This is a genomic window from Streptomyces sp. NPDC057445, from assembly GCF_042802855.1.
In the GTDB taxonomy this organism is placed as follows: Bacteria; Actinomycetota; Actinomycetes; order Streptomycetales; family Streptomycetaceae; genus Streptomyces.
This window is the reverse complement of record NZ_JBHVDH010000013.1, coordinates 22,640-34,876: the sequence shown is the minus strand read 5'-3', so window position 1 is coordinate 34,876 and position 12,237 is coordinate 22,640. Positions and strand designations below refer to the sequence as shown.

The following is a 12,237-nucleotide window of genomic DNA, read 5'->3' as shown; positions in this document are numbered from 1 at the left end:
AAGTCCCGGTGCTTGCTGGCATCTTGAGGGCTTCAGCCTAGGCTTCTGGAAGGCAGAGTCATGCAAGTACTCACCACCACGGTGCACCCACCGGACAAACCAGCTTTCGACGCAGAGACGGCACAGGAGCCGTCCGGCGGAAGTCGATCCGAGGTCGCATGGTGGATCTGGGCCCTGGCGGGAGCGCTGTTCTTCACGTACACGGTGTTGTCCCTGCGCATTCACGAAAGGATGCTCTCCAACAGCTTCGACCTGGGAATCTTTGAACAGGCCATCCGCTCCTACGCGGACGGCCATTTGCCGGTATCCGAAGTGAAGGGACCGGACTTTCCCATTCTGGGAGATCACTTCTCTCCCGTCCTGGTTCTTGTGGCCCCGCTGTATGCGCTGTGGTCATCACCGAAGGTACTGCTCGTGACGCAGGCGCTGCTGATCGCGGCAAGCGTGATGCCGCTGGCCCTGTGGGCGCGCCGGTCGCTCGGCTCCCTCGCCGCCGTCGTGATCGGCATCTGCTACGGCCTTTCCTGGGGCATCGCGAGCGCGGTCGGTTTCGACTTCCACGAAGTGGCATTCGCCGTTCCCCTCCTCGCATTCTCCCTGACAGCACTCGCGAACAACCGGTTCCGGGCAGCGGCTTGCTGGGCTCTGCCCCTGCTCCTGGTGAAGGAGGATCTCGGGCTCACGGTGATCGCGATCGGCGTCATCATCGCCCTGCGCGGCGACCGCAGACTCGGGATCATCACCGCCGCATCCGGTGTGGCCGGAGCGCTGCTGGCCATGCTCGTCGTACTGCCGGCCTTCAGTCCCACCGGTTCCTACGCCTATACGTTCTGGCTGGACAGCCCGGGAGGTGGTGGCGGGTTGGGGGATCTGCTGCACAAGAGCACCATTGGTCTCATCACTCCCCAGACCAAGGTCACGACTCTTCTGCTCGTGCTGGCACCCACCCTGTTCCTCGCCATGCGCTCCCCCCTCATGTGGATCGCACTACCGACTCTGCTGTGGCGTTTCGCCTCGAGCAACGCATCTCACTGGGGAACCAGCTACCACTACTCGCTGGTGCTGATGCCGATCGTCTTCGCGGCTTTCATCGATGCGTTGGTCCGACGGCGCTCGAGTCGAAGCAGCCTGCGCCGTTGTCTGGCGGGCTGTGCCGCGATCACATTTCTGCTTCTTCCGCAGTCTCCCTTCTGGCAACTGGTCCAGCCGGCCACCTGGCGGACCGATCCCCGCATCGCCGTCGCCCACAAACTGATGGACCGTATTCCCGACGGCGCCACTGTCCAGGCGTCCAACAAGCTCGTCCCCCAGCTCACCGGCCGGACCAGCGTCAGCCTCCACGGCTGGCCCACCAGCCGTCCCCGGCCTGAGTGGATCATGGTCGACGGCACGGTACCGCAGCACGAGCGATGGCCACTCAATCCACTTCAAGAGAGGATGGCCCTGGACGAAGCCCGCTCCCATGGATACAGCCTGGTGGCCAACGAGGACGGCTACGTTCTGCTCCAACGCCGCAGCTGATTCACGTCCGGAATTCGACGGGGTGCCGGCCTGGACCGGCCGGCACCCCGCTCGATGTCATCAGCCGGCCTGGCGCGGGCCGGCTGCCGCCTCCTGCCGAACCGTCACCGACTTGATGACGACGGGCTTCTTGGGCATTGCGTTGGGCGATCCGTCCGAAGTCCCGTTCTTGGCGATCGCCTTCAGTACGTCCATCCCGCTGACCACCTTCCCGAACGGGGTCCAGTTGGCCGGCATACGCATCGTGGGGTCGGCGTAGCTGATGAAGAACTGGCTGCTGTTCCTGCCTCGAGTCGCCGGGGCCAGGGCCACCGTACCGGCCGGGTAGACGGCTCCGTCGAGATTCTCGTCCCCGAAGAAGTATCCCGGATCGGCCGAGCCCTTTCCTGCAGGATCCCCGCACTGCAATACGAAAATCATCCGGGTACTGACCCGGTGACACTTGCTGTTGTCGTAATACCCCTTCCCGGCAAGGAAGGAGAACGAGTTGGTGGCGCAAGGCGCATTATGTGTCAGCGCCTTGAAGGTGACGCTGCCCATGTTGGTGACCACTTTCGCCGTGTACGGCCGGGCCGCTGCGGCGGCGTCGTACGTGGGCACCCCGACGGTCTTCTTGCCGTGCGTAGGTGTGTAGGAGCATCGGGTCGGTGGCTTCGAATCGACACTTTCACTGGTCAGGGAGACCGCCGTCCAGGCCAGCCCCGAGCAGACGGCGGTGACCGCGAGTGTCGCCTTCGCCGCCCTCATCACGCGTCCGCCGCCCTTCATGACGGTATTCAGTTTTCCTTGCAGGTTCCTGACGGACATTCGAGCCCCATTGCTGTGAGATTTCATGGATGACGCGACAAGGAGAGCGTATCCAGGCCTCTTTGGATCGTTCGGGCCGACACACGCCGTTCGCGCACCGACCGAGCGGCCCGCGAAGTCGGCTTCTGGGCCCGGAAGTTCCACGGGAACAATTCCGTCGACAGAGCGGAGATTCCCGCCCGACACCCTGCCCGGTCCGCCTCGTAAGGAAAAGCCGATCAATACGCCATAGGGGGGTGCCACCGGACAGCAAGGGCCGCGTACGGCAGTTCGCGGCCACTTCGCATGGTCCACTGACGCAATGCCAGTGATTTCGGTCGTCGTTCCCTGTTTCGACGAGAGCGAGGTGATCGGCACCTTCCACTCCGCCCTCACCAGCGCGCTGGAGCGGACCGGGGAAGAGTACGAGATCTGTTACGTCGACGACGGCAGCGGCGACGAAACCGTCGAGCACCTGCGGGACCTGGCCGCGGCCGATTCCCAGGTGCGCTACACCTCCTTCAGCCGCAACTTCGGCAAAGAGGCCGCCATGCTCGCCGGAATGCGGATGTCCCGCGGCGCCGTGGTCGTCCTCATGGACGCCGACCTGCAGCATCCCCCCGAGCTCATCCCCCGCATGCTGGAACTGCACCGGCACGGTCACGACCAGGTGATCGCCCGGCGCGACCGCACCGGCGAGAGCGCCCTGCGCACGATGCTCAGCCGCGGCTACTACCGCCTCGTACGCCACTTCATGGACGTCGGGGTGATCGACGGGGCCGGTGACTTCCGGCTGCTGTCCCGCCGCGCGGTGGACGCCGTGCTCTCGCTCCCGGAAAGCAAACGCTTCTCCAAGGGGCTGTTCTCCTGGATCGGTTTCGACACGGTCAGCTTCCCCTACCGCAATGTGCGCCGGGCAGCGGGCCGTTCCAAGTGGGGCAGCCGACGGCTGCTCGACTACGGCATCGACGGCCTGCTCTCCTTCAACAGCCGCCCGCTGCGTCTCGCGATCCACACCGGCCTGTGGCTCTTCCTGTCCGCGCTCGTCTACGCGCTGTGGATCGTCGCCAACGCCGTACTGGACGGTGTCGACACCCCTGGCTACGCGACCCTGATCACCGCCATCGTCGCCCTCGGCGGGATCCAGCTCGCCACGCTCGGTGTCATCGGCGAGTACGTGGGCCGGATCTACCACGAGTCGAAGCGGCGACCGCACTACGTCGTGCGCGAGACCGAGGAGTCGCCGGCGCTCCGCTCCGAGAGCCCGCGCTCCCCCGTGCCCCGCGACCGTATCCGCACGGCAGTCACGTCGGGCCTGTCCCCCGCGGCCGCCGCACCGGTCCGGCCGGAGCCATGAACGCCACGTCACCGACAGACGTCCGAGCTGCCCGGGGCTCACCGCACCGGGCAGCCCTCCGCGATGTCCTCCGGACTCTCCGGACCGGGCCGACCGTTGATCACTGCCGGCAACTGGAAGTAGGGGTGCCGGCAAGAACGCTGTCACCAGCCGCAAACGGCGGTGATCTTTCGTGGGCGTCACCCGTGTGGGTGAGTCCTGGGCCGTACGCGCCGCCCACGCCGGGCCGGTGCGACCGGATCGTGGCGGCCGCTCTGCGGGCGGCCGAGGCGTCACTGACCGCCCTGATCTCCTCGCGGCTGAGTTGGGCGCCCGTCTCGACCTTGCAGCGGCCAATGTTCCGGCCCCCGGACGTCGCCGGCCAGCAGCCGACAGGGCAGCGCGCGTGAGGCGTGGGGGACGTCTGGAGGAGCTGTGGGAGGGAGGAGGGAACCAGATGGTTCCCTCCTCCCGTATGCGTCATGTCGTGACATCCGCGCTGTTTCGTGGAGCGTCTCCCTCGGGGCGCCGCTTCAGGACACCTCTTCCACCTCTCAGAGGGTCCATCTCGCGCCACTCCGGCCGCAGCCCTGCCAAGTTCGTGGTGAGGAAGTACGCGGCTCCACACGCGAGCAGTACCGGCACAAGTCCGACGGACGCCACCGCCGCCCCGGCGGCCAGTCCACCGAAAGGGATACCTGCCCATGCCACCGAGTCACCGAGCGCGTTGACCCGGCCCAGCATCCGGCGCGGCACCCGTTCGAGGAGGACGGCCCCGATCACCGGGTTGAGGAAGCCTGCACCGAACCCACTGACAGCGAAGACGGCCAGTACCGCTCCCAGCGGGGCGTCGAAGGCGAGGATCAGGAATCTCGGCGCCCCGGCCAACAGAAACCCGGTGAAGAACACCATCCTGCGCCGCAGCCGGTGCGCGGCCACTGCGGCGATCAGGCTCCCGGCAACCGCCGCGGCTCCCATTGCGCTGCCCATGAGGCCGATCGCAGTCGGCCCGTTGCCGGACTCTCTGGCCCAGACCGGCATGAGTACCGCGTTGAACGCCGCGTCCAGCAGGTTGGTGATCCCCACCATGACGATGACGGTGAGCAGCAACGGCTCGGTACGCAGGAAGGTGAAGCCCTCGCCGAATCGCCGCCAGTATCCCGGCTCCGTCTCCCCGGTCCGCGATGAGGCTTCCTCCGCTGCATGCCCCATGCCGCGAGGCAGCGCCAGTGCGATGATCACCGATCCGAGAGCAAAGCAGCCTGCGTTGACGGCCAGTCCGGTCAGAGGTCCGAGGAGCGCCACCAGGGATCCGCCGGCCGCCGGGCCGATGGTGGAGGCGAGCCGTTCGGTCACGCCCGACAGACCGGTGGCTCGCTCCAGCGGCATCCCGCCGTGCTCAGCCGCTTCAGGGACCATGACTTCCTTGGCCAGGTCGCCAGGGCCGCGGGCGGCACCGATCGCCGCGACCAGGGCCAGCAGGAGCGGAAAAGAGAGCAGGTGCAGGGCCTGGAACAGGGGAACCACAGCAGCGGCGGCCGCGCTGACCAGATCCGTGGTCCAGGAAACGGCCCGCGGGCCGATCCGGTCCACCAGTGGGCCGGTGAACGCCTTGACCAGCACGTAAGGAGCCATCTGGAAGAAGGCGACCAGCCCGGTCTGGGTGGCGCTGCCCGTCGTGACGAGCACGAACCAAGGCAGTGCCACGGCCGAGATCCGAGTACCGGTCAGTGACACGGCCATGGCCGCCAGCACCCCGCTCAGCGGCCGTAAGGACCGCCTGTTGGGTATGCCGTCGGCACCTCGGAGATGTTCCGTCACGACGTCTCCGTTCGTGTCACAGTCTCAGGACCGGACTGCACCTCCGACGCGGCGGGCGTATCCAGTTCCGGAAAGAGGTGCGTGATGACGGCGACCCGCTCGGCTCCCTCCGGGGCTTTCGCTGCCGCCTCCGGTGTATCTCTCCGGTAGCGGGCGACGACCGCCAGCAACTCCTGGCGCAGGGCGGCGGTCTCCTCAGGCGTGAGCCGCAAGGCCCAGTCGCTCATCTCAAAGGTGCCCCGCCACGCACGGGGCATCGTCTGAAGCTCGTTGACTGCCCGCTGTGTACGAAGGGTGTAGGTGGCGGCGACGGACTGCAGGTAGGCCAGGGCGGCCTCGGGCTCTCGCTCGGCCAGCTCCGGGTCGTTGAGCTCCGTCATCTGATGCAACGAACGCCACCAGCGCTCTCGCGCGTTGCCGCGGTCCGTGTCCTCCTCGACAAAACCGGCCGCGCCGAGCTGGCGCAGGTGGTAGCTGGCCGTGCCGGAGTTCACGCCGAGCCGCTCCGCGAGGCGTGTAGCCGTCGACGGGCCGTACTTCCGGAGCAGCCCGACCAACTGCACGCGCACCGGGTGCGCCAGGGCACGCAGCCCCTTGGCATCCAGAACGACCGCGTCCGCATCGGCGTTCAGACCATCAGGCCCCGCACTTGTTTCAGTCATATCGCACACTCTAGACCGCAAAGAGTTCTTCGCAAAGAGATCTTCGCGAAGAACTCTTTGGGGTTTCAGTGGCCCATACGATACCGCTGCTCATCTATCGACCGATTGATGAGCAAGATCGATAAGTGGCGGCGCGCGGCTGGATCGGCACCGGATCATGCCCATAAAACGCTGTCAGAAAGTCGATGTGCTCAAGAACTTGAGGAGCACCCTTTTCTGTACGATCTGGCAGGTGCAGCAGCCTCGATCGCGAAGCTCTTTCGGCGTCTCCAGGAACACGATCTACAACTATGTGCCCGAGCTGAAGGGCGGTCGCCTCGCACTCAACGAGGCGACCAATGCGCCGGGGCTGCACCGACCTGCCAGGTCCGAGGATTGATCACCGCCGCTTGCGGCTGGTGACACGGTTCTTACCGGCACCCCAAGTACCGATCCCGACGGGGGACGCGCGTCGTCCCAGTGCCTCCCGCCGGGTGGGGCCCGCCAAAGGTACGGACCGCCGCGTGGGGCAGGATGGCTGGTCGCGTCGAGTCGGACACAGTGACGGGTCCTGGGCCGACGCGACGGCTCAACGGCACTCCCAGAATGCACAGGTGGCAAGGTGACGAGACATCACATCCGGCTCCAGGCGGCGACCGCCGCCGCCCGCGCCCTTCCCGGTGGCACCGGAGGGGGACGGTGAACAGGGACCTCACACTGCACGACCTGATCGTCGCCGGTATCTCGGTTGCCGCGGGCATCGCGGCCGCGCTCCTGCTGCGCGTGATCCTCAAGTGGCTCGGCGTACGGGCCGGCAGGACCCGCTGGAGCGGAGACGACATCATCGTCGACGCGCTGCGGGCCCTGATCCCCTGGGCCGCGATCACCGGCGGCGCGGCGGTCGCGGCGTCGGTGCTGCCGCTGAACCCCGGGGTGGGACGCAATGTCAACATGACGCTCAGCGCCGTGCTCATCATGGCCGCGACCCTGACGGCGGCGAGGATCGTCGCCGGGCTCGTACAGGCCCTGGCCAACTCCAGGTCCGGTGTCGCCGGGTCGGCCACCATATTCGTGAACATCTCGCGCGTCGTGGTCCTGGCCATGGGTTTCCTCGTCGTGCTGGAAACCGTGGGCATCTCCATCGCCCCGCTGCTCACCGCGCTGGGTGTGGGAGGGCTGGCAGTCGCCCTGGCGCTGCAGGACACCCTGGCGAACCTCTTCGCAGGGGTGCACATCCTCGCCTCCAGAACGGTGCAGCCCGGTGACTACATCCGGCTGAGCAGTGGTGAGGAGGGGTATGTCGTCGACATCAACTGGCGCAACACGGTGGTGCGTCACATCTCCAACAACCTCGTGATCATCCCCAACACGAAGCTCTCCGGTACCAACATGACCAACTACCACCGGCCGGAGCAGCAGATGACGCTCAACGTCCAGGTGGGAGTCGGCTACGACAGCGACCTGGACCATGTCGAACGGGTCACCACCGAGGTCGTGGAGAGCGTGATGGAGGACATCGACGGCGGTGTACCCGACCATGAACCGGCGATCCGTTTCCACACGTTCGGCGATTCCAGGATCGGGCTCACGGTCGTCCTGGGCGTCGGCGAGTTCAGTGACCAGTACCGGATCAAGCACGAGTTCATCAAGCGGCTTCACCAGCGTTACCGCTCCGAGGGCATCAGCATCCCCGCCCCGACCCGGACCGTCGCCGTCCAGCAGGGAGAGCTGCCGATTCCGCACCAGCGCTCCGCCACGGAGCAGGTGACAGCACCGATGCATCTGGGCCCGCCTGTGTGACGGGGGCCTGGGCGGGCGCGCCATACACATGTCGTGTCACGGCGCGCCTGCCGCCCGGGCGAGGTTCATCTTCGTTCTTGCTCGTCGTCGTGCAGCCATTCGGCCCTTGCCAGGAGGATGCCCGCCTGGAAGCGGCTCTCGGCCCCGAGGGCTTCCATGATGTCGGCGACATGGCGGCGTGTGGTGCGCAAGGACATGCCGAGACGACGGCCGATGGTCTCGTCCTTCAGCCCCTGGGCGAGCAGTCGGACGATCGTGCGGTCGATCTCCTTGGCTACGCGTTCCAGGCCGTCGTGTCCGGCGTCGGAGAAGGGCGTGGCGCGGTTCCAGGCCTGCTCGAACACCTCGTGGAGGTAGGCCACGACGGAGGGTTCGCGGATCACCACGGCCCCCCAGGTGTCCTCGCGTTCCGGAATGAACGCCACTTTGCGGTCGAACAGGATGAGCCGACCGAACAGTTCGTGAGCGGTGCGGTACTCGGCACCGAGTGCGGTCGCGGCGGCGACGTACGCCTGGCTCGGGCCGTTGAAGCGGGCCGTGTGGTGGTAGAGGGTGCGCATCCTGACGCCGCGGGAGAGCAGGGCGTGGTCGCGGGCGAGCGCCTCTTCGAGGACGGCCGGGACCCGGTTGCCACCGGGCTGGCTGGTGAGCATCTCCTCGCGGCACTCGGCGGATTCGCGGTTGAGCGCGGCCCGTACCTCGTCGACGCTGGGGATCACCTCCAGCGCGGAACGGGCCGGTTCGGGTGCAGTGCGGCGCAGGAAGCGCTCCCGCAGCTGCTCGATGTCGTTCTGGATGCGCTCCAGCGCGTTCTGATGGCTGCGGATCGACTCCTTGAGTGGGGTGGTGAGGCGCGTCGCGACGGCATCCGGGTCCACGGCGCGCGCACGGACCGGATCCTCGGAATCGACCCGTATCAGCCTGAGCTGGACCAGGTGCCCGAGCGCTCGGGTGACCGTTTCCGGTGGCAGCGCGAGGTCGACGGAGGCCCGGTCGGCGTCGGTGCTCCGGTGTTCCAGCACCCAGCCGTACAGGGCCAGTTCGTGCTCGCCGAGGACCGGCTGAGGGGATATCGGCACTGAGGTGTCCACTATGCCTCTGTTCGCCCTTCGCTCTCGTTGCTGCCTGGCAGCTTGGTGACGGTCGGATTGCGGACTCTGCCCCTGATTATCGGAGAGGCTGAGGGGGCAACCGGAAACAATTCGGTTGACGGAGGCCCCGCTTCAGGCAGCGAGCAGGTGACACAGCCGATGAAGAGTCACCGTATGCGCGGGGAGCCTGCGAACCGAACCGCCGCGCCACCAGGGGGAACCCGCGGCGAAGTTCTGAAGGAGTGAGTCCGCAGCCATGGAACAGACCGTCCTGGACACCGGGGCCAGCCTGACGGCACGTGAACGGGAGGTGCTCCACCACGTCGTGGACGGCCTCACCTATACCTCGATCGCCCGTCGGATGGGCTTGAGCCCGCACACCGTCGACACCTATGTCCGCCGTATCCGCGCCAAGACAGGCACGGCGAACCGCACCCAGCTCGCCGTACTCGCCATGACGCTCGAGCCGGGGCGGGGCGGACTGCAGTAGGACGAAAAGCAGCCGGCCGGTCCGGGTGCCCCGTTCAGGGGCGCCGCGGACCGGCCGGCGTGTCGTTGCAGCGAAAACGAAATGGCAGGCAATCAGCTCTCTGCAGCGGGCGGCTGAACCCGGCTGATGATGACGCCGCCACCCCAGCCGCTGTCGCCCGGCTTGATCGGACCACCCGCGACGACGTGGGCGGAAGGCGCCTCGGCTAACGCCGGAACGGCGGCGGAGAGGGACAGGACCATGGCTGGCGCCATGACACTGATGACGGTGAGTCGGCCGAGCTTCATGCGATGTCTCCAGAAGGCAATGCGATTGCGGACCCCGTACGGCGCGGGTCGCTGTTGACTCGTCCATCCTGGCGATCCGGCACCCCGTGCCACCACGCGTGGGCCGTTCACCAAGCTGCTCGGCAGCAAAGTGAGCGACGGATGAACCAGCACAATCCAGGCCGGAGTCACCGGAATCGACGATTCAGCCGTCACCGCCCAGGTGGAAGCTGAGCAGCACCGCCGCCGAGCGGCCCGTCCTCGTGCTGTACCTGGCCCCTCGTGGCAGATAGAGCACGCTGCCGCCCCGAAGACGCAGGTCCTGGCCGTCCGGTACGGGCTCCTTCTCCGTGCGGCAGGGCCAGATCCGGCAGTTCAGCGAACCTCGCACCGGCATCAGCAGCACATCCCGGTCGCACAGCGACTCGTCCTCCTCATGCCAGGCGCGCAGGTGCCGCAGCCCGGCACTCACCGGCAGACCGATCAATCCGCCCAGGTCTGCCGCGAGTTCGTCCGCCTCTTCCACCCGCCCGCCGTCGGCCGGGCGGGAGCCGATGCGGGCGAGGGCCGTCCCCTCCCCCTCCGGCCAGACCATCGCGGGGGTGCGCCCCCGGTATGTCGACACGCACAGGGCCACGTCCCTGAGGAATGCCTCGTGCCCTCCGTCGGAGGGTGTTTCTGCTGTCACTGCGACTCCTTGCGCCCCCTGCCCGGGTCGGTGGGGGCCCCGGGCCGGTTCCCGGGGCCGTTGGCGTTGTGCGATGACCGAAGGACGGTGCGGCGGGCACCACGGCCGTGCCCCCTCGCGCTACGGCACCGGTGCCGCGGCGTTCGGTTCCCCTGCCGGGACCGCGGCGCCGACGGCACGAGGTTCGCGCCGACCGGCGTCGAGCTGCCCCCATACCGGGAAGACCAGCGGCGCGAGCGTGACTCCCAGGTACACGGCGCCCGTTGCGAGCAGCGCCGATGTCAGACCGAGGCGGTCCAGCAGGATCCCTGCGGTGAGCATGCCCAGCGGTGTGGCAGCCAAGGCGCCGGCGACCAGCAGACCGAAGATACGGCCCCGCAGACGCTCCGGCACCCTTTCGTACGCGACGGACATCATCAGCGGCCCGACGATGCCCGAACCGAGGCCGGAAACAGCGAGGACGGCGAGCAGCACCGGCGGCGACGGCTCGGCGGCGAGCATGGCACAGCGCACTCCACCGACCAGCACGAAGCCTCCCACGAACACCGCGCGCCGCGGCCAGCGGTGGCCGGCCCAGCCGTGCAGCACCGAACCGAGGAGCGCCCCCGCGCCGATCGCGGTGATCACGGCTCCGAGAAGCGCGCTGCTGTGCAGGACCCTGCTGCCGTAGGCGGGATAGAGCACCCCGTTGAGCGCCCCGTCCAGGGCGTTGGTCACCATCAGGACGGCGGTCATCGCGCCGAGGAGCCGGTCGCTGCGCAACTGCTGCCAGCCTTCGCGCAGTTCGCGGCGGTACGAGGTCTCCTGGGTGTTTTCGGACACCGGGGCCGCTCTGGGCACCAGGATGACCACCAGCACGGCAGAGACGAGCAGCGCCGTCATGTCCGCGCACAGGGTTCGCACCGGCCCTGCCGTGGCGACGAGCAGTCCGGCCAGCGGCGCACCCGCCATGAAGCCGATCCTGCGCACGCCTTCCACCGCGCTCGTCCCTCGCTCGTTGGTGACGTCTGCCGCCCGCATGGCGTCGGCCAGCAGTACTTGCTTGGCCGTGTCGGCCGGTCCCCGGGCGGCGCCCACGACGAACACCGCCGCGATCAGTGCCGGCAGCGGCAGCCCGACGGTCGCGTGCAGCAGCGGAATGATGCCGATGGCCAGGGCGGTGACGGCGTCGGCGGCCACGCTCGTGGCGCGGGCGGGCAGACGGTCGACGACGGGACCGGCGAGCACCGCCGAGCACAGCAGGCCCAGGCTCTCGGCGGCCGCGACCAGCCCGGTGCTGGTGCCGCTGCCGGTGTTCTGGAGCACGAACCAGGGCACCGCGAGCAGGGTCATGGACGTCCCGAGCGACGAGATGCCGGACACGGTGACCAGGGTGAGCAGCGGCGTACGCCGCCTCTGCGCCCGCGGCGGTGCGTGTGCACCGGCCGGCGACGGATGATCCTTCATTCGGTCTTGCCTCCTCCGGCAATCGGCGGGCCGCCCGGCACCCCGTCGTACGGGGGGCCGGGCGGCGGACAGCTGACGGCCGACGGGTCAGCCGGCCATGCTCAGCCGGAGGCTGCGAGGGCGCATGTCGGTCCACACCTGCTCGATGTGGGCCAGGCACTCCTCCTTGCCGCCGCGGACGCCGGCCTCGCGCCAGCCCGCCGGAACGGGACGGTCGGCGTCCCAAAGGGAGTACTGCTCCTCGTCGTTGAGCACAACGGTCCACTGCCGCTCGGGCTGGGCCTGCTGCGTCGGCGCGTTGTTCATGGTGATGACTCCTTCTTCGTGGTGAGGGAAACGGGAGGAAATCGG

Annotated in this window: 13 protein-coding genes; 5 read left to right on the top strand and 8 right to left on the bottom strand. The window is 67.9% G+C overall.

Annotated features, from left to right (window positions below):
• Positions 1-81 precede the first annotated feature (81 nt).
• Entirely contained in the window at positions 82-1,521 is a 1,440-nt protein-coding gene (locus ACFU5O_RS24735) for a DUF2079 domain-containing protein (protein ID WP_384243948.1), read from the top strand.
• 60 nt (positions 1,522-1,581) lie between these two features.
• Here the strand turns inward: ACFU5O_RS24735 and ACFU5O_RS24730 are convergent, their stop codons facing one another.
• Entirely contained in the window at positions 1,582-2,289 is a 708-nt protein-coding gene (locus ACFU5O_RS24730) for a peptidylprolyl isomerase (RefSeq protein ID WP_384243946.1), read from the bottom strand.
• 340 nt (positions 2,290-2,629) lie between these two features.
• On the opposite strand from ACFU5O_RS24730, the gene ACFU5O_RS24725 reads away from it, so the two are divergent.
• A complete protein-coding gene (locus tag ACFU5O_RS24725) occupies positions 2,630-3,664 on the top strand; it encodes a glycosyltransferase family 2 protein (protein ID WP_384243945.1) in 1,035 nt (344 codons plus the stop codon).
• A 459-nt stretch (positions 3,665-4,123) separates the two neighbouring features.
• Here the strand turns inward: ACFU5O_RS24725 and ACFU5O_RS24720 are convergent, their stop codons facing one another.
• The gene (locus tag ACFU5O_RS24720) at positions 4,124-5,464 is read right to left on the bottom strand and encodes an MFS transporter (RefSeq protein WP_384243944.1); all 1,341 of its coding nucleotides are present in this window, start codon (positions 5,462-5,464) and stop codon (positions 4,124-4,126) included.
• The gene (locus tag ACFU5O_RS24715) at positions 5,461-6,126 is read right to left on the bottom strand and encodes an ArsR/SmtB family transcription factor (protein WP_384243943.1); all 666 of its coding nucleotides are present in this window, start codon (positions 6,124-6,126) and stop codon (positions 5,461-5,463) included. The genes ACFU5O_RS24720 and ACFU5O_RS24715 overlap by 4 nt, the downstream gene beginning before the upstream one ends.
• 232 nt (positions 6,127-6,358) lie before the next feature.
• Between ACFU5O_RS24715 and ACFU5O_RS24710 the strand changes: the two genes are divergently transcribed.
• On the top strand, positions 6,359-6,505 hold the full coding sequence (locus ACFU5O_RS24710; RefSeq protein WP_384243942.1) for a hypothetical protein: 147 nt from the start codon (positions 6,359-6,361) through the stop codon (positions 6,503-6,505).
• Between the two features lie 299 nt (positions 6,506-6,804).
• Positions 6,805-7,905, top strand: a complete 1,101-nt coding sequence (locus tag ACFU5O_RS24705; protein WP_384243941.1) for a mechanosensitive ion channel family protein — start codon at positions 6,805-6,807, stop codon at positions 7,903-7,905.
• Between the two features lie 65 nt (positions 7,906-7,970).
• On the opposite strand, the gene ACFU5O_RS24700 is transcribed toward ACFU5O_RS24705, so the two are convergent.
• Positions 7,971-8,984 carry a LuxR C-terminal-related transcriptional regulator gene (locus ACFU5O_RS24700; protein ID WP_384243940.1) on the bottom strand — a complete coding sequence of 338 codons (1,014 nt, stop codon included), beginning with the start codon at positions 8,982-8,984 and terminating at the stop codon, positions 7,971-7,973.
• Positions 8,985-9,252: 268 nt separating this feature from the next.
• On the opposite strand from ACFU5O_RS24700, the gene ACFU5O_RS24695 reads away from it, so the two are divergent.
• Positions 9,253-9,486, top strand: coding sequence for a response regulator transcription factor (locus ACFU5O_RS24695; RefSeq protein WP_384243939.1), 234 nt, complete (start codon positions 9,253-9,255; stop codon positions 9,484-9,486).
• 92 nt (positions 9,487-9,578) lie between these two features.
• Here ACFU5O_RS24695 and ACFU5O_RS24690 read toward each other — a convergent pair whose 3' ends face one another.
• From ACFU5O_RS24690 to ACFU5O_RS24675, 4 genes are all read right to left on the bottom strand, one after another.
• Positions 9,579-9,773 (bottom strand): hypothetical protein, encoded by a 195-nt coding sequence (locus ACFU5O_RS24690; protein ID WP_384243937.1) that lies wholly within the window; start codon positions 9,771-9,773, stop codon positions 9,579-9,581.
• A gap of 184 nt (positions 9,774-9,957) precedes the next feature.
• Complete coding sequence (locus ACFU5O_RS24685) at positions 9,958-10,440, bottom strand: hypothetical protein (RefSeq protein ID WP_384243936.1); 483 nt, start codon at positions 10,438-10,440, stop codon at positions 9,958-9,960.
• A 120-nt stretch (positions 10,441-10,560) separates the two neighbouring features.
• Positions 10,561-11,886, bottom strand: a complete 1,326-nt coding sequence (locus tag ACFU5O_RS24680; protein ID WP_384243935.1) for an MFS transporter — start codon at positions 11,884-11,886, stop codon at positions 10,561-10,563.
• Between the two features lie 87 nt (positions 11,887-11,973).
• Positions 11,974-12,192: an MbtH family protein gene (locus ACFU5O_RS24675; protein ID WP_384243934.1), complete on the bottom strand. Its 219-nt coding sequence runs from the start codon at positions 12,190-12,192 to the stop codon at positions 11,974-11,976.
• Positions 12,193-12,237: the final 45 nt, after the last annotated feature.

Coding starts and splice junctions, on each gene's coding strand:
- ACFU5O_RS24730 (WP_384243946.1), bottom strand. CDS start 2,289: ATGAAGGGCGGCGGACGCGTGATGAGGGCGGCGAAGGCGACACTCGCG.
- ACFU5O_RS24725 (WP_384243945.1), top strand. CDS start 2,630: ATGCCAGTGATTTCGGTCGTCGTTCCCTGTTTCGACGAGAGCGAGGTG.
- ACFU5O_RS24715 (WP_384243943.1), bottom strand. CDS start 6,126: ATGACTGAAACAAGTGCGGGGCCTGATGGTCTGAACGCCGATGCGGAC.
- ACFU5O_RS24695 (WP_384243939.1), top strand. CDS start 9,253: ATGGAACAGACCGTCCTGGACACCGGGGCCAGCCTGACGGCACGTGAA.
- ACFU5O_RS24690 (WP_384243937.1), bottom strand. CDS start 9,773: ATGAAGCTCGGCCGACTCACCGTCATCAGTGTCATGGCGCCAGCCATG.
- ACFU5O_RS24680 (WP_384243935.1), bottom strand. CDS start 11,886: ATGAAGGATCATCCGTCGCCGGCCGGTGCACACGCACCGCCGCGGGCG.
- ACFU5O_RS24675 (WP_384243934.1), bottom strand. CDS start 12,192: ATGAACAACGCGCCGACGCAGCAGGCCCAGCCCGAGCGGCAGTGGACC.